This is a genomic window from Burkholderia sp. BDU5, from assembly GCF_001522845.1.
GTDB lineage: Bacteria > Pseudomonadota > Gammaproteobacteria > Burkholderiales > Burkholderiaceae > Burkholderia > Burkholderia mayonis.
This window is the reverse complement of record NZ_LOWC01000116.1, coordinates 98,462-116,467: the sequence shown is the minus strand read 5'-3', so window position 1 is coordinate 116,467 and position 18,006 is coordinate 98,462. Positions and strand designations below refer to the sequence as shown.

Here is an 18,006-nt window from a genome sequence, read left to right as displayed (position 1 = left end):
GTTCCTCAAACTCGGTTGCTGCCTGATCTGCTGGAATACCCTTCGGCGGGCCGACCAGTCTTTATGAAACCGTCTCTAAGTACGAACAGCGATGCGCCGGACAGCAGTAGCAGAGGCCACCTCACGATAGGCCGTATCCAGCGAAGACCGAGAAACGCGCAGATGGCTACGATCACAATTGCCGCCAAGATGGCTCTACGCATGGCCGTTTCCTCGCTTCCGCTGGGTGATCTGTTTGATGGCGTCGAGCGCAGGGCGAGCAACCTGTGGATCGCTGCGAGGACCGTCTGTCGGCCTCCGCAACCCGGCGATACGCTGTTGCTCGCTTGCTTCGCGCCGAGCTTTGATGCGCACTGCTCCGAGCGGAACGAAATTTCCGTCACGAAGCTTTTTCAGAACTGCGCGAAACCATCTGAGCGGCGTGGTCCGAATCGCCCTGGTCTCGATCGCATCCGCCAATTCGTCAAGCAACTCCTGCGCTCGACACGCCTCCGTGCTCGCAAGAGGCCCGAGAAGACCTACGATGGCAGTTCGTTCGCTCGTCGATAGCTGCGGAGGAAAGATCAAGTCGCAGTCGCCGCAGGGTTCGATGTTTTCGGGCTTTCGTAGCCTTCTCTCACAACCACCCACAACGTCGTCCGACGTGGTGGTTGTAGTGGTGGTGTTAACTGACTTTGGTATGTCTTGGCTTGGTAAACCTTTATGGCCGCTTCCACCGGCGCCGGCTGATCCGTACACGGGTCCGCCGGAGGCGGCAACGCCGGAGCCGGAAAATCCGGCTACGGAGTTCACCGTAGGCGCATCGAGAGGTTCCGGATTGAACTCTATATTCCATACCCACTTTCCTCCTGCCCCCTGCCGCTTTTCGCGGATCAGATAACCGGCAGCTTCCAGTTCGCCCGCCATCCGCTGCCAACGATCCTTACGGACCTGCAACCGGATTCGAAGCGCTTGCACGCTAACCTGCCATCCAGCAGGCTTCACGGCGAGCCATGCGGCGACAGCTCGGCTGTCGAGCGCTAAGCGCTCGTCTTCTAGAAGCGCTTCCGGCACTGATCCCCAGCGGGTCCGATGCCTCACGCGAACAACTCCGCCCGCATGATGGGGAAACGGGTTGTCTGTAGCCAATGCGGACACAGTCACAGGGCGAACCCCTGATCAAGGCATCGCTGCTGGAGGAGCGCGACATTGATGAGACTGTACTTCCCGATGTTGACGGTCGGGAGATAGCCCTTGTTGCAAAAGCCAATGATGACGCCGATCGGCAAGCCAATGGCGCTGGCAAACGCCTCCCTCGACATTACCGGGACTGGCGGGGCTAAACGATCGACGGGCGGCACGGCGGCGGCTTGGTTATCTCGGGGCATAATTCCATCCATTGATCAAAACACCATATGTTGATATATTGTCAATGTTGTGATTTATAGTTCGCCAACAGGAGGTTTGTCAACCGCTATGTCGATGCATCCTTTTTCCGCTCGCCTGAAGGCGATCATTGAAGCGGAGACCGACAGCCGGGGTCGCTTCAACGAACTGGTCGATGTTTCTCAGATTCCGCTGGATAGCTGGCGGTCCGTCTGGTACGGAAGGCAACGGCCAACCGTCGAGATGATCGAGGCCGTAGGTCAGAAGTGGCCGCAGTATGCCTTTTGGCTCGTCACGGGCATTACCGATCCCGAACGAAATCACATAGCACCTGCGACGGCTGCAAGTGGGTATCCGGTCATGCGCGGAGTCGAACAGCCGTGGGCGACCCGTGAATTTCGCTATCTGATCGCAGCGTGCAACGGCGAACCAACCGATGACGAGGAAAGGGCAGTACGTCGGAGACAAATCCAAGACGCCGCTCTTCTGGCGATGGAGAAAGTGATATCGCCAGCGGCAAACGTATCGTACGAAAAGGCAATGCGCGCGTTTGGCGAGTCAGGCCAGCATGATTTCTATCCGCTGGCCCTTGATCCCGAATACCTATCCATCCGAAAGGCTCGACGAGACGCAGAGGACCAGTTGAGGAAGGACAGCTTCGGTTGGTTTGATAACGTCCTGGCGTCCGTCAAACTCGACAAGCGGTTGCTCCAAAACCCGAAGGCGTTGCTTAGCAAGGTCTTCGGCTCACTATTCGCTCGACAAGATGACCATCAAGAAGACTAAGGCCGGCTGGCTCGTCGACATCCAGCCTGGGGGCCGCGGAGGAAAGCGCTATGGAGTTGACCCGGTTTCGTGGACACCTATCCTTTGGAACAGGAGGTGCCTGCCATGGGAAAGCACCACAACCCCTACGCGCCGGAATTTCGGGCGCAAATGGTCGAGTTAGTCAAAGCCGGGCGCTCGCCAGAAGAGCTTGCGCGTGAGTTCGAGCCGACGGCGCAAACGATCTACAACTGGGTCGCGCAAGCCGATCGCGACAGCGGCAAGCGGCATGATGGCTTGACGACAGCGGAGCGCGAAGAGCTTACGCGACTTCGTCGCGAGAATCGCCAACTGCGGCTTGAACGAGAGATCCTCTCAAAAGCCGCGGCCTGGTTTGCACGGGAGACCGGAACGGTGCCCGAAAAGGGTTCGAATTCATGAAAGCGAACCAGGCCAGCTTGCCTATTGCGACGATGGCGCGGCTGCTGCAGATTTCGGCCAGCGGCTATTACGCGTGGATCTCGCGCAGCCCATCGAAACGGGCGTGCAGCGACACCGATCTGCTCGGGCGTATTCGAGCCATTCATGCAAGCTCGCGCGGCACGTACGGCATGCCTCGCATCCATGCGGAGCTTGTCGAGCATGGCATGCATGTCGGGCGCAAACGTATTGCCAGTCTGATGCGTATAGCGGGTCTGTGCGGCGTGAGCCGGCGGCGCTGGATCAACACGACGCGGCGGCAGCCCGGCGCACGGCCCGCACCCGATCTCGTGCAACGGCACTTCGTGGCCGACGCCCCCAACCGACTGTGGGTAGCCGATGCCACCTACGTGCCGACAGCCGAAGGCTTCCTCTATCTCGCCGTCGTGCTCGATGTCTTCAGTCGCCGCATTGTCGGCTGGGCGATGTCCAATCATCTGTACACGGAGCTGATGCTGCGTGCGCTCGACATGGCCCTCGTGCAGCGTCGCCCCGAGGGCGTCATTCATCACTCGGATCAAGGGTGCCAATACACGTCGCTTGCCTTCGGCCGGCGCTGTCGCGAAGCGGGGGTACGCCCCTCGATGGGCACAGTGGGCGATTGCTTCGACAACGCCATGTGCGAGAGCTTCTTTGCCACGCTCGAATGCGAACTGCTGGCCCGCTCGCATTTCCAATCGCACGAGCAAGCTCGACGTGAGTTGTTCGCCTTCATCGAGGGCTGGTACAACCTCGGCCGCCGACACAGCGCGATCGGCTACCACACACCAATCCGCTACGAAACGATGTATCAACAAAAAATGCCCGCTGCGGGCGAGTTGCCCACCGCCGGCCGGCATCGCGGTCGTGATAGGCGACCCGCCGACCGACCGTGGACAACTCGCGCAAACGCCCAACCTGGAGGACATCAACCGAGAGAAGATTCAACTGTCTAACCGTCCACGGAAACGGGTCACCCCCACTACCGCAAAACGCTCAAGACGCAAGCCGAAGCGAAAGCATACGAAGCATGGCTCACGGCGAAGGTTGTTCAAGCACCCGAGTGGGTCCCCGCACCGAAAGACTCGCGGCGTCTGTCGGAACTCATCGAACTATGGAATCTTCATCACGGAATGCAATTGCGGCACACGCGCACGTACCCGACGCTCAAACGCATTTGCGTAGCGCTAGGCAACCCGCTGGCGACAGCATTCAGTGCTGAAGACTTCGCGTCTTATAGGGCATCGAGGATCGCGGAGGGTGTAACTGCCAACACGGTCAATCGCGAGCACGCCTATTTGAGAGCCGTCTTCAACGAGCTCGCGCGTCTCGGTCATTGGCCCGGAGCAAATCCGCTAGCACGCCTCCGTCAATTTCGGATCGCAGAGCGAGAGTTATCCTTTCTAACATTGGAACAGATCGAGGTATTGCTGGACGCCCTCGGTCGGAGGAAAAGAAAAGATGCCCTCCTGATTACTAAGCTGTGCTTGGCAACTGGAGCTCGCTGGAGCGAAGCCGAAAGTCTTCGCTTGCAACAACTGCGGGGAAACGCAGTGCACTACACGCAAACAAAGACTGATAGAAATCGCTCAGTGCCCCTTGACGGTACGTTAGCCGACGAAATATTAGCGTTCCACGCCTCAAAGCCGAAAGCTATCGGCGATCGCTTTTTCGAAAATTCCGCCGGAGCCTTCCGAATGGCAATTGAAGATGCGCAAATTGACTTGCCTGAAGGGCAGCTTACGCATGTTCTACGTCATACATTCGCGAGCCATTTTATGATGAACGGCGGGAACATCTTAACGTTGCAACGCATCCTCGGGCATTCAAGCCTACAAATGACGATGCGTTACGCCCACCTAGCCCCCGATCATTTGCAAGAAGCACGGCAGCACAACCCCTTAGCGACCCTCCGGAATAGGGAGCGTCTCGCGAATGCGCCATCAACCAAACTCACAGCGAATTGATGTCACTGATTTTGCTTCGCGGAGCTGACCTCGACGCTACGTCGATAATCAAAAGCAACGCGCGATGGGTACGCAACAGATCACCGACCTCCAGCTCTTCGAAGGTAGCGCCCAACATTAGTCGTATCGAGGATGCCACGACCGTGCCCAAATCCATCACGCATAACCAACGCGCATCGATGGTAAAACCCAAGGCGGCTGAGGCGGCGCTGGACCAAGACTTCCAGTTTTTGCAGTAAAGTATCGTCGAATCGAAGCGGATAACAATCGCCACACCGCCCCGGGGAAAAATGTCAGCATCCAGAAAGCATGTCCAGGCTCGGCGCATTTGCGCTCACGCTTGGACGCAGTCATCCGACTTCGAGCACTCGCCCATAAGCGCCACGTCGTCTAGGCGTCAACTGTTGCAGGAGCTCGAATGATCAATCTTCCAGTTCTGGAGCGCGTGCGCGTAAGCAATTACGCGTTGTATGTTGGCACCCCAGATTCACCCGGCCTGGACCACACCTTCAGACCAGGCGTAAACGTCATTGTCGGCATCAACGGCCTAGGCAAGACTACTCTGCTCAATATCCTTCTCCGCTCGTTGACCGGTGCGTCAGACATCCCGGGAGACGATCAACTGGGAGACAAGAAACGCCGCCTGGTGCCCTCAGATCGGCTCTGGTTTCGCCGCAGAGTGCCTGACGACGCCGTCGATGCACGAGTTACCGTGTGGTTCCATTTGGGAGCTCAATACTTCGAGGTGACGCGCTCGCTTGCCAACCTAGACATCCTTGAACTCTCGGTCGATCAACAATCGCTTCCCGCAGCACGGCCAGCAGAGCTAGAAGCAACATTTCGCGAACATGTAGTCGCGGCGACGGGGCTTACGTCGTTCGATGATTTCGTGTTCCTTCTACGTTATGTTGTCTTTTACCTTGAGGATCGCCGCAGTCTGGTCTGGGATGCTGCAGCACAGGGCGATATTCTAGGCATCCTTTTTGGAGAGAAAGGTGCCGACCGCAAAGAATATGTCGAGCTGTTCAACGAGCTTGTAAGCAAGGACAGCGAATACCGAAACGTGTATGCCGTCGTAAACAAGCGTAGAAAGGATATCGCTAGGCAAGTCAGCAGCATCGAAGGTGGACAAATCGACTTACTCATAAAGACGCTGGAAGCGCGACGGAGTGAGCTGACCGACCTTGCAAAGCAGAAAAACGATGTCTCGCGCGAGCGCGACTCGTTGCGCCAGCAAATAGAGAACCGACGACAGGAAGTACACGAGAAGCGCGCCGACCTAGCGTATCGACTCAACACATTTTACGAAACGTTCTTCCCAAGCGTAAATGACGCCGGACGATACCTGCTCGCCCACTTTGAGGCTGGCGCAGGGTGCTTAGTCTGTGGCAATCAGGACGCTGACGCCGTCGCACACGTGAACACGAAGCTCTACATGAATACCTGTCCGGTGTGCGAAAGCCCTATCGATGACGGGATACAGACAGAGCACGATCCGCACGCCAGCGAATACATAGAACAACAGCGAGCTTTAATTTCTAAGGCTGAGCGTGATTTGGACGCAATGCAGTCCCCGCTGAAGGATGCAGAAAATGCCTATTCAGAAACTGCGGCGAAGCTGGTAGCCGCCACAGCAGCGGTGACATCACTGGAACAGCAACTACAAGCGTTTGGCCAGACAATGCCAGAGGCGATAGAACGTCGTACTGAACTGGAAGGACGGCTAGCGACGTTCGAAGCTACACTGAATCAGATCGACGTAGAAAGAATCGAGCTAACCGAGCAATTCCGGGAGTTGGCACATGCTATCGACCGCGAAGTGCAAGCGGTCTCAACACAGATCGAAACAGTGTTCGCTAAGTATATACGCGGCTTTTTGGCGGAGCAGTGTGAAATCAAATACACGCCAAGGCAGAGCCGAATTGGACAGCGCAGTGCTACGGAGAGTTTCCCGTTTCCACATTTCGTGCCTGCGCTGACATCCGGTGTCCATCGCGACACAGCGACCGTTAGGGAGTTTGGGCAATCAGTCTCCGAATCACAAAAGGAATTTATCGACCTCGCGTTTCGCATGGCACTGCTGGAACTGGCCGCGCCGGACGCACCCACAATGCTCATACTAGAAACGCCTGAAGCAAGCTTGGATTCCGTCTTTGTACCGCGGGCTGCCGATCTGCTGAGACGATTTGCGTCGCGTCCGGGGAATGCTGCTGCGACTAGACTGATTGCGTCGTCCAACGTCAATCGCGAGCAGATGATTCCAGCTTTGTTTGGAGCTTACCCCGACCAACGATTTTATGGTCAAGTAACCGACGAGGCGCCACAAGAGACGCCAGCTGCGATCCCCATGGAGCAGCGAGCTGCGCATGTCCTCGATCTCCTAACGATCGCGGCCCCCACCAGGGCGCTCGATCGGTTCCGGCAAGCCTACGAGGACGAACGAGACCATGCCATCTATCCGGAACGCTACGTCGGAACGAACGCATGAGCACGCCAACGCATGAGGCACGATTAGAGAATGCCGGCATGTGGAAGGCATGGGTGCTGCTGTGCATCGCGGAAGCATCTCGCATGGGGCTTACGCCGATGGCAACGCCTCAGCTACATGTCGTCCTGTACCTAGCCAACACGTTGGCCGACTTGTTCGACGTAACCCGTGTCCGCGGACGTGTCTTGAAGCATGGTCCGTTTCCGTTCTTTCCGGATGTACAGCGTGAAATTGACAGGCTCGCCTTTGCGGGCGTGCTATCGATCGAGCGAGTTGACTTCGGATCAAAAAATCGTCTGACGGCGCATTACTCATTAGGTGCCACTGGTCGGCAGATCTACTCCAACTTACTAAATCACGCCGAGGCCAAACGCACAGCGAGATTGTTTCGGGAACTCGTTTCCGCATGCTTCGGCCGCTTTCTCGCTAATAGAGCTGACATCGGCCCCATCGACGCCAATTATGGCAATGCCACGGTGATAGATGGAGAAGTCGTCGATTTCGCTGAATGGACAGACGAGAACAAGAATATCGAGGTAGCGCATCACCTGATCGATCGGCTACGGGCTCTCCGACCCGATGCTGAGCGTGACGGCGTACGCCTTTACTGCGACTACCTTGACAAAGCGATGGCACTGACATGAATAAGTCGACCAAGAGCCAATTTGGCGGAGCTCTTCAGGCAGCATTAGACGCAGTGATCGAAAAAGGGGCGTCAGTCATTTCTGTGGCTGAGGCGGGGAGCAAGGAGGCGTTCTTGGACGGTTGGACAAGGACTCTGATCGCACATGCTCGCCACCTACGAGCCAGCAAACAAGAACTGCATGGGCCGATCGTCATGGTGCATATCGACGATAGCGGTCCGTTTGCGACCAGCATGGGCTGGAAACGTAACCCAATGCTTGGTTCGTCGCCAACGGATAAGCTCGCTGGTATTTTGGCCGCCGGCACTGGAGACATCGGTGGCTGCGTGCATCCGAAGCGATTCACTGGCACAACCGAAGTCGTGGAAGAAATTCAGAATGCGGGCCTCGGTTCTGCGCTCACCGTCGCGTTAACGAGCGTTTCAAAACTAGTTATTTGGCCGCGCGGCATTGACGATCTGTCCGCGCCGTATCAGCACGAGCTAGATGACGCTCCAGTGGTCGTTGATCTAGCGGCCATCGCGCAGGCGCTCGACCAATTCTACGAGGTGTGCGCGCGGCAAACCACGACCTGGTGGCTAAATGCGAAACAGCGGGTCACGGTTTCGAGCCCAGAAAGCACGGTGCAAAACGACCTGTGGCACTTCTTGCTAGGAAAGTACTCGGACGTCGCACGCATCCGCTCCGAGCCAAACATCGGAAACGGTCGAGCCGATCTGACGGTAATACCCTTCAATGTGGGCCACAACAGTGCTGTCCTTGAACTGAAGACCACCCGCGACGCGTACACGCCTGCTAACGATCCAACAGCAGTGCCGGACCCCTTAAAGAAGAAGAAACTGACCAGGATCAGCTTGAAGGAAAACATCGCATGGGCATGCTCAGGCATCCAGCAGACCGCGGCCTACCGGGATCATGAAAAGCTGGATGGCGCTTTCCTATGCGTTTACGACTTCTGCGCTGGCAATAAGAAAGAGATCGACGATGCCATTCAAACGCCGGCGATCACATACAACGTTATTGCCAAGCGCTACTGGATCACCGCTTCCCACAAGGAGCACCGTGAGGACCTGTACCCGCTCGAAGACCCCCCCGCCTAATTCGGATCAAAGGCTGAGTTCGACCACGCTCTCAGCAAGCTGGAAGTGGCCACCTTGCTGAGCACTCAGCCGCATTTGACGAACTTCGCGAGTCAACACGTGACCGAAACCGATCTCCGACGCGAGTTCCGCAAGAATTGCCGCCACCTCGATGCGCACACTCGCGTAGCGGGAGTCTCCCACCACCATAATGACCTTTCCTGACGGCGCAAGAAGGCGCTTGCACTGCTCTAGCACAGCCTCCAGATCTCGGAAGTAGGCGCCAACCATGGCCGGGATGTTGCCGTCCCACAAAGTCTCTTGATGCGAATGAAGCGCCTTCAGCGTTTGACTCAGCTTGTGCGACGGCCTCTGCGGAAGCTCATAAGGACGTCGAATCTGGACATGGGAGCGGAGGGTTTCCTTACGCAGTTTCTGATTCTCCGTGGCACTGCGAAGATAGCCAAGCACCCAAAGTTCGACATTGTAGATGTCCGTGTAATCGAAGGAGTTTGGGTACGGCGGAGAGAAGACGATCAAGTCCGCCGGCTCATTGATCTGAGGCAGTGCCGCACGCGAGTCCCCATTGATAACCGAGACGCGAGAACGGGGGCGCTGCTCGAAACGAAGAACGTCTTCGAACGATGTGTTGAACTGACTTGCAAACATCTCGTCCAATAGGCGCGGAGTCGGTTCGTTTTCCTGCCAACCGGACCGATAGCGCCGGCCCTTCCCATTAACGTATACGTTACTGCAGTCCACGAGCACGGCACCTAGCACTACTCGAAAGAAGCGCTGGACAACATCATCTTCAATGGCATCGATGCAGGTGAGGTATTGCGACAATCGCCGAGCAACATTCAGGGGGAAAATCCAACGATTCTTGCCTTCGCCTTCGACGAACGTTGGCGGCCAATGACCCAGCCGAGAAATGTTGCTACGGGTGCTAGGCAGCATCGCTTGGAAATCGGCTGCGGCCGAGCGCAGCGCATCCGCGGAAAGCGTGCTTACTTTTGCTTGAATTACGTCTGCTAGAAATGGATTGACCTCAATTGTCGTTGCATCGATCGACAATAGTTGCGCGGTGATTGCGCTCGTGCCAGAACCTCCAAATGGATCGATCACATGGCGAGGACGATACCCAAGCGAATCAATGGCAGCGCTTACGAAGTCTGGAGAGAACGCTTCCTTGAAGTGAAACCAACGCTGAAAGGCTGTGTGCTTTCCATCCTGATTTGTTGTCAGAGGGGCAGTCGGTGCGCGCGCGTAGTCTGCTTCGCAGTCTTTGCCGGCGCCGAGCCACTGCGGCGCCCTTGCAAAACACTCCTGCAGGATCTGTAGATAACGCTCCGGTGGATTTCGCATGATGGCCAGGCCTTGTTGGTGATTGCGATCGCGAAGTACGCGCGCACGAAATTGTCAGCCGGAAGTTCTACATCACAGAGGCTAGTCACCTACCCCGTCAGATGGCGATGAAAGACACAATCGGGCTCCTCCTGCTGCACCCGAGGGAGGGCGCTGATAAGAGAGCTTATATGTCCGCTTTTATCGTTGGTGTCAACTGCGACTTCTTTTGAGCTACGCGGCGGCAACACATCACCGCCAGACGTTTATTTGCTTGGCAGCAATTGCCGGTCGCGACCATCGGCGCAATGGCCGCAGATGCCTCCAACCCACACATGCCGTTGACAGTTCGTTGACGAGAACCAGAAACGTCAAGGGCTTAGCCAAAGCTAAGCCCTTGATTTATTTGGTGCCGGCTGCAGGACTCGAACCCGCCACCTGATGATTACAAATCAACTGCTCTACCAGATGAGCTAAGCCGGCGTTGAGCCGAAGATTCTACCTCATTTCACAATCTTGAGGCGAGGCCGGCCGCCTTTCGCGCGATCGCCGTCGCCATCGGACTTCGGCGGTTCGTCCGCGCGATCGCCGGATTCCGGCGCCGCGTCCGCTGCGCCCCGCGCGCCATCGGTCACTGCGGCCTGCCCACCGACGTCGTCGCCATCGTCCGCAGCGGCAAGCGCCTCGCCGCCGCCATCGTCGCCAGCCTCCGCGACGACGTCGACCTGAAACGCCATCCCCTGACCGTTCTCGCGCGCGTAGATCGCGAGCACATTCGCAATCGGCACCTCGATCTTGTGCGCCTTGCCCGAGAACCGCGCAGTGAACTCGATCCATTCGTTGCCCATCTGCAACTGGCTCGTCGCCTCGAAGCTGATGTTCAACACGATCTCGCCGTCGCGCACGAACTGCCGCGGCACGCGCGTCGACTTGTCGACCCGCACCGCAATGTGCGGCGTATATCCGTTATCCGTGCACCACTCGTACAGCGCGCGCAGCAGATACGGCTTCGTGGAAATCTCTTGCATCGCCATCCTCGAACAGAAGCGGATGCGGCGACGTCGCGCCGCCGCATCCGCTCCCCAGTCACATACAGCTTAACGACGCATAACCTTTTCGGACGGCGTCAGCGCTTCGATATAGGCAGGACGGCTGAAGATCCGCTCTGCATACTTCATCAGCGGCGCGGCGTTCTTCGACAGATCGATCCCGTAGTGGTCGAGACGCCACAACAGCGGCGCGATCGCGACGTCGAGCATCGAGAACTCTTCACCGAGCATGTACTTGTTCTTCAGGAAGATCGGCGCGAGCTGTGTCAGGCGATCGCGGATCGCGAGGCGCGCCTTCTCGTGGCTCTTCTCCGCCGCCTTGCCCTTCTCGTTTTCGAGCGTGCTCACGTGCACGAACAGCTCCTTCTCGAAGTTGAGCAGGAACAGGCGCGCGCGCGCGCGCTGCACCGGGTCGGCCGGCATCAGTTGCGGATGCGGGAAGCGCTCGTCGATGTACTCGTTGATGATGTTCGATTCGTACAGGATCAGATCGCGTTCGACGAGAATCGGCACCTGTCCGTACGGATTCATCACCGCGATGTCTTCCGGCTTGTTGAACAGATCGACGTCGCGGATCTCGAAATCCATGCCCTTTTCGAATAACACCAGCCGGCAACGCTGGGAGAACGGACAAGTCGTGCCGGAATACAGAACCATCATGTTTGCGTTTCCTCAAAAAGCCGAGGGCCAGCGCGCGGAAAACCACCCTACTCTTCCTTGCGCTGACCCCACGCCAGTCACGGCGTGATTACTTGATATCTTTCCAGTAGGCGGCGTTGAGCCGCCAGGCGAAGAAGGTCAGGACACCGAGGAACAGCAGCACCCACACGCCGAGGCGTTTGCGGGTCTGTTGCGCCGGTTCGGACATCCAGCTCAGGTACGCGACCAGGTCGCCGACGGCAGCATCATAATCCACCGGCGAAAGCGTCCCGGGCGTCACCTGCTGGAATCCGACGAGCTTGTTCACCTTCTCGCCCGTTTCCTCGTCCTTCTTTTCCTCGAATTTTGCAATGCGCTCCCCTTGAAGCTGCCACAGCACGTGAGGCATGCCGACGTTCGGGAACACGGCGTTGTTCCAGCCCGTCGGCCGCGTATCGTCGCGGTAGAACGTGCGCAGATACGTGTAGAGCCAATCACGGCTGCGGGCGCGCGCTTCGACGGACAGATCCGGCGGTGCGGCGCCGAGCCAGGTCTTCGCGTCTTCCGGCCGCATCGCGACACTCATCGTGTTGCCGACCTTGTCGGTCGTGAACAGGAGATTCGCCTCGATCTCCTTCTGTGAGATACCGAGATCCGTCAGCCGGTTGTAGCGCATCAGGTTCGCACTATGGCAATTCAGGCAATAGTTTACAAACAACTGCGCGCCATGCTGCAAAGAGACGAGATTCTCCGTGTTGTCGGGCGCACGGTCGAGCGGAAATTCGCCCTCCTCGGCCCGCACGGATACGCTCGTCAGCAGACATGCCGACACAATAAACATTGCGAGCGTCGAAAGCAATTTCTTCATACTTATTCCTCCTCGCTCACGTCAGTGGGATTTGAACCGCACGCGTTCGGGCGGCTGCTTGAATTTGCCAAGCGGCGTCCAGAACGGCATGCCGAGGAAGAACGCGAAATACACGAGCGCGCATACCTGCGCGATCAGCGTCGCGGCAGGCGAAGGCGGCCGCGTGCCGAGGAACGCGAGCGTCAGGAACACGGCGACGAAGATCCCGAAGAACACCTTGTGGAAAAACGGCCGGTAGCGGATCGACTTCACCGGGCTGCGGTCGAGCCACGGCAGGAAGAACAGCGTGACGACGGCCGCGCCCATCACGACGACGCCCCAGAACTTCGACTCCGTGAAGTACATGAAGACGACGAGCGCCGCGGCGAGCGCGGGCAGCGCGATCTTCCACTTGCCGCGCGCGCGCACGAGCGCCAAGAGGCCGGACGCCACGAGCACGATCATCAGCACGATCTTGAACGGGTCGGTCGTCGCGCGAAGCATCGCGTAGAACGCGGTGAAGTACCAGACGGGCGCGATCTCGGGCGGCGTCTGCAGCGGATTCGCCGGGATGAAGTTGTTTGCCTCGAGGAAGTAGCCGCCCATCTCCGGCATGAAGAACAGGATCGCCGCGAACACCATCAGGAACACGCAAACGCCGAAGAAATCGTGCACCGAGTAGTACGGGTGGAACGGAATGCCGTCGAGCGGCACGCCCTTCTCGTCCTTCTTCTCCTTGATCTCGATGCCGTCCGGGTTGTTCGACCCCACTTCGTGCAGCGCGATCAGGTGCGCGACGACGAGCCCGAGCAGAACGAGCGGAATCGCGATCACGTGAAACGCGAAGAAGCGGTTCAGCGTGACGTCGGACACGACGTAGTCGCCGCGAATCCACAGCGACAGGTCCGGACCGATGAACGGAATCGCCGAGAACAGGTTCACGATCACCTGCGCGCCCCAGAACGACATCTGCCCCCATGGCAGCAGGTAGCCGAAGAACGCCTCGGCCATCAGGCACAGGAAGATCGCGCAGCCGAAGATCCACACGAGCTCGCGCGGCTTGCGGTATGAGCCGTACAGCAGGCCGCGGAACATGTGCAGGTAGACGACGACGAAGAACATCGACGCGCCCGTCGAGTGCATGTAGCGAATCAGCCAGCCCCACGGCACCTCGCGCATGATGTACTCGACCGACGCGAACGCGAGCGTCGAGTCGGGCTTGTAGTTCATCGTCAGGAAGATGCCCGTGACGATCTGGTTGACGAGCACGAGTAGCGCAAGCGACCCGAAGAAATACCAGACGTTGAAGTTCTTCGGCGCGTAGTACTCGGAAAGATGCTGCTTCCAGGTGGAAGTCAGGGGAAAGCGCCGGTCGACCCAGCCGAGCAAGCCGGTTGTGGAGATCTCTTTGTTATCGGTCGCCATTTACGCTTCTCCTTTCTCGTCCTTGCCGATCACGAGCGTCGTGGCCGACGTGAACATGTAAGGCGGGACGTCCAGATTCTGCGGCGCCGGCTTGTTCTTGAAGACCCGCCCGGCGAGGTCGTAAGTCGAGCCGTGGCACGGGCACAGGAAGCCGCCCGGCCAGTCGTCGGGCAGGTTCGGCTGCGGCCCCGGCGTGAAGCGCGGGCTCGGCGTGCAGCCGAGGTGCGTGCACACCGCCATCACGACGAGAATGTTCTTGCGGTCGGCTCTCGACCGGTACTCGTTCGCGCAATACGCAGGCAACGGCATCGAGTACGGGGATTTCGACTGCGGATCGGCGACTTCCTTGTCGGCCTTGACGACGTCGGCGAGCATCGAGTCGGTGCGGTTCAGCACCCAAACCGGCTTGCCGCGCCAGGCGACCGTGAGCATTTCGCCCGGCTTGAGCGCGCTGATATCGACCTCGACGGGCGCGCCCGCCGCCTTGGCCCTGGCAGACGGCGCCAACGACGCCGCGAAAGGTACGACGGTGGCGACGCCTCCTACGCCACCTGCTACGGATGTCGCAATCAGCCATGTCCGGCGGCCGCTGTCGACGTGTTCCTCTTCTTTGTCTCGCATTACACGCCCCAATTACGAGTTGGATTTCCGTCACGACATTTCACACCGCCGCTAGTTTGCTCGAATGGAGTCGGCATTTACAAGACCCGGACGTTAAATACCTTCCGAAGCCATTATTAATCAAGGGTTTCCCCGGGCTATCGAAATTTCCGGACCGATAATCGACGGAATGCGCACCGCATCGTGTTTTCTTTGGATGCGGTGCGACAATTCACGCAGTTAAACCGGGTTATGAATGTCGATAAAAATATGCTCGAGATCAAATCGTTCCGATAAATGCTGGCCGAGCGCCTGGATGCCGAAGCGCTCGGTCGCATGGTGCCCCGCCGCAACGAACGCGACGCCGCTCTCGGCCGACGCGTGCGTCACGTACTCGGACACTTCGCCCGTCAGGAACACGTCGGCGCCCGCGTCGATTGCCGCGTCGAAATAACTTTGCGCGCCGCCCGTGCACCATGCGACGCGGCGGAGCTGCTGGTCCGCATCGCCGAGCACGAGCGGCGTGCGGCCTAGCGTATTCTCGACCTTCGCGGTGAAGTGCTCGAGCGTGACGGGCATCGGCAGCGTCGCGAGCCAGCCGAGGTCCTGGTCGCCGAAACGGGCGTCGCCGATCAGGCCGAGGCGTTCGCCGAGCTGCGCGTTGTTGCCGAACTCGGGGTGCGCGTCGAGCGGCAGGTGAAACGCGAACAGGTTCAGGTCGTTCGCGAGCAGGCGCTTCAGGCGCTGGTACTTGCGGCCCGTGATTTGCGGCGCCTCATTGCGCCAGAAGTAGCCATGATGGACGAGTACCGCGTCAGCGCCCCATTCGAGTGCGCGGTCGAGAAACGCGAGCGAAGCCGTCACGCCGGTGGCGATTCTTTCAATCTTGCGACGGCCCTCCACCTGGAGGCCGTTCGGGCTGTAGTCCTTGAACCGCTCAATTTCGAGGGTATTGTTCAAGTACAATTCAAGTTCGATCCGATCCATATAAACCTCTAATATCTTCAAATGCTTAGACGCTTCTGGCTGTTCTTCGCCCAAGCGGTGACGGTGCTGCTCGCACTGATGTTCATCGTGGCGACGCTCAAGCCGCAATGGCTCCAACGGCAAGGACAACTCGGCAAACAGCTCGCGGCGCCGATCGTCGCGCTGCGGGAAGTCGCGCCCGGCGTCGGCGGCGCGCCCGCTCAATCCTCGTACGCGGACGCCGCGCAGAAGGCAATGCCCGCGGTCGTCAACGTATTCTCCAGCAAGGACGGTTCGCTGCCGCCCGATCCGCGCGCGAAGGATCCGCTCTTTCGCTATTTCTTCGGCGATCGCAACGCGCGGCGGCAGCAGGATGAGCCCGCGGCCAATCTGGGGTCGGGCGTCATCGTAAGCTCGGAGGGTTACATTCTAACGAACCAGCACGTCGTCGACGGCGCGGACCAGATCGAAGTCGCGCTCGCCGACGGTCGCACCGCGACCGCGAAGGTGATCGGCAGCGATCCCGAGACCGATCTCGCGGTGCTCAAGATCAACATGTCGAACCTGCCGACGATCACGCTCGGCCGGTCGGACCAGGCGCGCGTCGGCGACGTCGTGCTCGCGATCGGCAATCCGTTCGGCGTCGGCCAGACGGTCACGATGGGGATCATCAGCGCGCTCGGGCGCAACCATCTCGGCATTAACACGTTCGAGAACTTCATCCAGACCGACGCGCCGATCAACCCGGGCAACTCGGGCGGCGCGCTCGTCGACGTGAACGGCAACCTGCTCGGCATCAATACGGCGATCTACTCGCGCTCGGGCGGCTCGCTCGGGATCGGCTTCGCGATCCCCGTCTCGACCGCGCGCAACGTGCTCGAGAGCATCATCACGACGGGCGCCGTCACGCGCGGCTGGATCGGCGTCGAGCCGCAGGACGTGACGCCCGAGATCGCCGAGTCGTTCAGCCTCGCGCAAAAATCGGGCGCGATCGTTGCGGGCGTGCTGCAGGGCGGCCCGGCCGACAAGGCGGGGATCAAGCCGGGCGACATCCTCGTATCGGTCGACGGCGAGGAAATCACCGATACGACAAAGCTCCTGAACGTCGTCGCGCAGATCAAGCCGGGCACGCCGACCAAGGTGCACGTCGTGCGCAAGGGCAAGGAGCTCGACGTGACGGTCGTGATCGGCAAGCGGCCGCCGCCGCCGAAGCAGGCGCTCGACGAGCAGAATAGCGACGAGGAGGAGTAAGCAGGCGTCGGGACGGCCGAGACAACGCCCGCGACGCACGCTTCGCCGCCTTCCGGCGTGACGGCAAACAAAAAAGCAACCCAAGTGAACTGCCCCTCAAAGGTTGGATCGGTGTCCAACTTCCTGGGGGCGATTCAAAGATGAGTTGCTTTTTTGTTTCTTGCTTCTGCCGCGTCTGATCGAACCGACCGCCCGACGCGAAGCGGCTCTGAGCAAAATCCGCGCAGGCCGCCGCTCGAATGGTCCGCCGGGCGGTCGATGGCCTTTTAGTGGCCTTTACAACCAACCCAGCTACGCGCCGGCAAGCCCGGCCCACCGCCCGCTCAGCTCGCCGCGGTTTTGCCTTGGTCTTCTTCTTTCGGCGGCGGCTTGACGAAGAGCCGCGCCGCGATGATCCCCGCCTCGTACAACAGCACGAGCGGCAGCGCGAGCATCAGCTGCGAGAACACGTCGGGCGGCGTCACGACGGCCGCGACGACGAACGCGCCGACGATCACGTACGGCCGGATCTCCTTGAGCTTCTGCACAGTCAGCACGCCCATCCGCACGAGCAGCACGACGACGACCGGCACCTCGAACGTCACCCCGAACGCAACGAACATGCCGAGCACGAAGCTCAGGTAATTGTCGATATCGGTCGACATCTCGGCGCCGAGCGGCGCGTTGTAGTGCGCCATCACGCGGAAGATCGTCGGGAACACGACGAAGTACGCAAACGCCATCCCGCACAGGAACAGCACATAGCTGCTGCTGACGAGCGGCAAGACAAGCTTCTTCTCGTGCTGATAGAGCCCCGGCGCAACGAACGCCCAGATCTGGTACAGCACGATCGGCAGCGCAATCACGAGTGCGACGAGCATCGTCACCTTCATCGGCACGAAGAACGAGCCGGTGACGTCGGTCACGATCATCTTGCCGCCCTTCGGCAGGTTCTGCATCAGCGGCCGCGCGAGCAGCCGGAAGATATCGGGCGCCCAGTAGACGAGCCCGAGAAACACGACGATCACCGCCACGCCCGCCCGGATGATGCGGTCACGCAGTTCGACGAGATGGGAGATGAAGGTCTCTTCCGGACCTTCGTCCGGATTGTGCTGGGGGTCGCTCACACCGGCCCTCGG

At 59.2% G+C, this 18,006-nt stretch carries 17 protein-coding genes, 1 tRNA gene and 2 pseudogenes; 8 read left to right on the top strand and 12 right to left on the bottom strand.

From position 1 onward, the window contains the following. Positions 1–195 precede the first annotated feature (195 nt). Together WS69_RS33515 and WS69_RS19100 are read right to left on the bottom strand one after the other, a co-directional pair. Positions 196–1,080 (bottom strand): hypothetical protein, encoded by an 885-nt coding sequence (locus WS69_RS33515; RefSeq protein WP_156438239.1) that lies wholly within the window; start codon positions 1,078–1,080, stop codon positions 196–198. 59 nt (positions 1,081–1,139) lie between these two features. Continuing rightward, positions 1,140–1,367 (bottom strand): hypothetical protein, encoded by a 228-nt coding sequence (locus WS69_RS19100; RefSeq protein WP_059472262.1) that lies wholly within the window; start codon positions 1,365–1,367, stop codon positions 1,140–1,142. A gap of 94 nt (positions 1,368–1,461) precedes the next feature. Between WS69_RS19100 and WS69_RS19095 the strand changes: the two genes are divergently transcribed. The 4 genes and pseudogenes from WS69_RS19095 (at position 1,462) to WS69_RS34895 (ending at position 4,556) form a co-directional block, all read left to right on the top strand. Then, on the top strand, positions 1,462–2,151 hold the full coding sequence (locus WS69_RS19095; RefSeq protein WP_156438237.1) for a hypothetical protein: 690 nt from the start codon (positions 1,462–1,464) through the stop codon (positions 2,149–2,151). Positions 2,152–2,256: 105 nt separating this feature from the next. Continuing rightward, a pseudogene (locus WS69_RS19085) lies at positions 2,257–3,404 on the top strand (IS3 family transposase); the annotation flags it as partial. Positions 3,405–3,683: 279 nt separating this feature from the next. After that, positions 3,684–3,956, top strand: a pseudogene (locus tag WS69_RS35690) (phage integrase); the annotation flags it as partial. 42 nt (positions 3,957–3,998) lie between these two features. After that, on the top strand, positions 3,999–4,556 hold the full coding sequence (locus WS69_RS34895) for a tyrosine-type recombinase/integrase (RefSeq protein WP_231747164.1): 558 nt from the start codon (positions 3,999–4,001) through the stop codon (positions 4,554–4,556). Here WS69_RS34895 and WS69_RS33510 read toward each other — a convergent pair. Continuing rightward, positions 4,543–4,884 (bottom strand): hypothetical protein, encoded by a 342-nt coding sequence (locus WS69_RS33510; RefSeq protein WP_156438235.1) that lies wholly within the window; start codon positions 4,882–4,884, stop codon positions 4,543–4,545. The two genes, WS69_RS34895 and WS69_RS33510, sit on opposite strands and share 14 nt — an antisense overlap. 90 nt (positions 4,885–4,974) lie before the next feature. Between WS69_RS33510 and WS69_RS19080 the strand changes: the two genes are divergently transcribed. Genes WS69_RS19080 through WS69_RS19070 form a run of 3 tightly spaced genes read left to right on the top strand, consistent with a single transcriptional unit; the run spans position 4,975 to position 8,788 of the window. Then, positions 4,975–7,044 (top strand): AAA family ATPase, encoded by a 2,070-nt coding sequence (locus tag WS69_RS19080; RefSeq protein ID WP_059472250.1) that lies wholly within the window; start codon positions 4,975–4,977, stop codon positions 7,042–7,044. Continuing rightward, complete coding sequence (locus WS69_RS19075; protein WP_146123369.1) at positions 7,041–7,688, top strand: hypothetical protein; 648 nt, start codon at positions 7,041–7,043, stop codon at positions 7,686–7,688. Before WS69_RS19080 ends, WS69_RS19075 begins: the two co-directional genes overlap by 4 nt. Continuing rightward, positions 7,685–8,788 (top strand): hypothetical protein, encoded by a 1,104-nt coding sequence (locus tag WS69_RS19070; protein WP_059472248.1) that lies wholly within the window; start codon positions 7,685–7,687, stop codon positions 8,786–8,788. Before WS69_RS19075 ends, WS69_RS19070 begins: the two co-directional genes overlap by 4 nt. 6 nt (positions 8,789–8,794) lie before the next feature. On the opposite strand, the gene WS69_RS19065 is transcribed toward WS69_RS19070, so the two are convergent. From WS69_RS19065 to WS69_RS19030, 8 genes are all read right to left on the bottom strand, one after another. Continuing rightward, complete coding sequence (locus WS69_RS19065) at positions 8,795–10,132, bottom strand: SAM-dependent methyltransferase (RefSeq protein ID WP_059472247.1); 1,338 nt, start codon at positions 10,130–10,132, stop codon at positions 8,795–8,797. Between the two features lie 386 nt (positions 10,133–10,518). Next, a tRNA-Thr gene (locus WS69_RS19060) sits at positions 10,519–10,594 on the bottom strand. Positions 10,595–10,614: 20 nt separating this feature from the next. Continuing rightward, positions 10,615–11,139: a ClpXP protease specificity-enhancing factor gene (locus WS69_RS19055; protein ID WP_059472260.1), complete on the bottom strand. Its 525-nt coding sequence runs from the start codon at positions 11,137–11,139 to the stop codon at positions 10,615–10,617. A gap of 69 nt (positions 11,140–11,208) precedes the next feature. Next, a complete protein-coding gene (locus WS69_RS19050) occupies positions 11,209–11,820 on the bottom strand; it encodes a glutathione S-transferase N-terminal domain-containing protein (protein WP_010106845.1) in 612 nt (203 codons plus the stop codon). Between the two features lie 88 nt (positions 11,821–11,908). Further along, positions 11,909–12,667, bottom strand: coding sequence for a cytochrome c1 (locus WS69_RS19045; RefSeq protein ID WP_059472246.1), 759 nt, complete (start codon positions 12,665–12,667; stop codon positions 11,909–11,911). Between the two features lie 21 nt (positions 12,668–12,688). Further along, complete coding sequence (locus WS69_RS19040) at positions 12,689–14,071, bottom strand: cytochrome b (RefSeq protein ID WP_059472245.1); 1,383 nt, start codon at positions 14,069–14,071, stop codon at positions 12,689–12,691. Further along, positions 14,072–14,692 carry a ubiquinol-cytochrome c reductase iron-sulfur subunit gene (petA, locus tag WS69_RS19035; RefSeq protein WP_059472244.1) on the bottom strand — a complete coding sequence of 207 codons (621 nt, stop codon included), beginning with the start codon at positions 14,690–14,692 and terminating at the stop codon, positions 14,072–14,074. Between the two features lie 219 nt (positions 14,693–14,911). Beyond that, positions 14,912–15,658: a Nif3-like dinuclear metal center hexameric protein gene (locus tag WS69_RS19030; protein ID WP_059472243.1), complete on the bottom strand. Its 747-nt coding sequence runs from the start codon at positions 15,656–15,658 to the stop codon at positions 14,912–14,914. A 21-nt stretch (positions 15,659–15,679) separates the two neighbouring features. Here WS69_RS19030 and WS69_RS19025 point away from each other — a divergent pair, with 21 nt between their 5' ends. Further along, the gene (locus WS69_RS19025; protein WP_059472242.1) at positions 15,680–16,888 is read left to right on the top strand and encodes a Do family serine endopeptidase; all 1,209 of its coding nucleotides are present in this window, start codon (positions 15,680–15,682) and stop codon (positions 16,886–16,888) included. A gap of 323 nt (positions 16,889–17,211) precedes the next feature. Here the strand turns inward: WS69_RS19025 and tatC are convergent, their stop codons facing one another. After that, positions 17,212–17,994, bottom strand: coding sequence for a twin-arginine translocase subunit TatC (tatC, locus tag WS69_RS19020; protein ID WP_059472241.1), 783 nt, complete (start codon positions 17,992–17,994; stop codon positions 17,212–17,214). Positions 17,995–18,006: the final 12 nt, after the last annotated feature.

Excerpts from the sequence above, each read along its gene's own strand:
- WS69_RS19100 (WP_059472262.1), bottom strand. The coding sequence starts at position 1,367 with ATGCCCCGAGATAACCAAGCCGCCGCCGTGCCGCCCGTCGATCGTTTA.
- WS69_RS19095 (WP_156438237.1), top strand. The coding sequence starts at position 1,462 with ATGCATCCTTTTTCCGCTCGCCTGAAGGCGATCATTGAAGCGGAGACC.
- WS69_RS33510 (WP_156438235.1), bottom strand. The coding sequence starts at position 4,884 with ATGCGCCGAGCCTGGACATGCTTTCTGGATGCTGACATTTTTCCCCGG.
- WS69_RS19080 (WP_059472250.1), top strand. The coding sequence starts at position 4,975 with ATGATCAATCTTCCAGTTCTGGAGCGCGTGCGCGTAAGCAATTACGCG.
- WS69_RS19075 (WP_146123369.1), top strand. The coding sequence starts at position 7,041 with ATGAGCACGCCAACGCATGAGGCACGATTAGAGAATGCCGGCATGTGG.
- WS69_RS19070 (WP_059472248.1), top strand. The coding sequence starts at position 7,685 with ATGAATAAGTCGACCAAGAGCCAATTTGGCGGAGCTCTTCAGGCAGCA.
- WS69_RS19065 (WP_059472247.1), bottom strand. The coding sequence starts at position 10,132 with ATGCGAAATCCACCGGAGCGTTATCTACAGATCCTGCAGGAGTGTTTT.
- WS69_RS19055 (WP_059472260.1), bottom strand. The coding sequence starts at position 11,139 with ATGCAAGAGATTTCCACGAAGCCGTATCTGCTGCGCGCGCTGTACGAG.
- WS69_RS19050 (WP_010106845.1), bottom strand. The coding sequence starts at position 11,820 with ATGATGGTTCTGTATTCCGGCACGACTTGTCCGTTCTCCCAGCGTTGC.
- WS69_RS19045 (WP_059472246.1), bottom strand. The coding sequence starts at position 12,667 with ATGAAGAAATTGCTTTCGACGCTCGCAATGTTTATTGTGTCGGCATGT.
- WS69_RS19040 (WP_059472245.1), bottom strand. The coding sequence starts at position 14,071 with ATGGCGACCGATAACAAAGAGATCTCCACAACCGGCTTGCTCGGCTGG.
- petA (WP_059472244.1), bottom strand. The coding sequence starts at position 14,692 with ATGCGAGACAAAGAAGAGGAACACGTCGACAGCGGCCGCCGGACATGG.
- WS69_RS19030 (WP_059472243.1), bottom strand. The coding sequence starts at position 15,658 with ATGGATCGGATCGAACTTGAATTGTACTTGAACAATACCCTCGAAATT.
- WS69_RS19025 (WP_059472242.1), top strand. The coding sequence starts at position 15,680 with ATGCTTAGACGCTTCTGGCTGTTCTTCGCCCAAGCGGTGACGGTGCTG.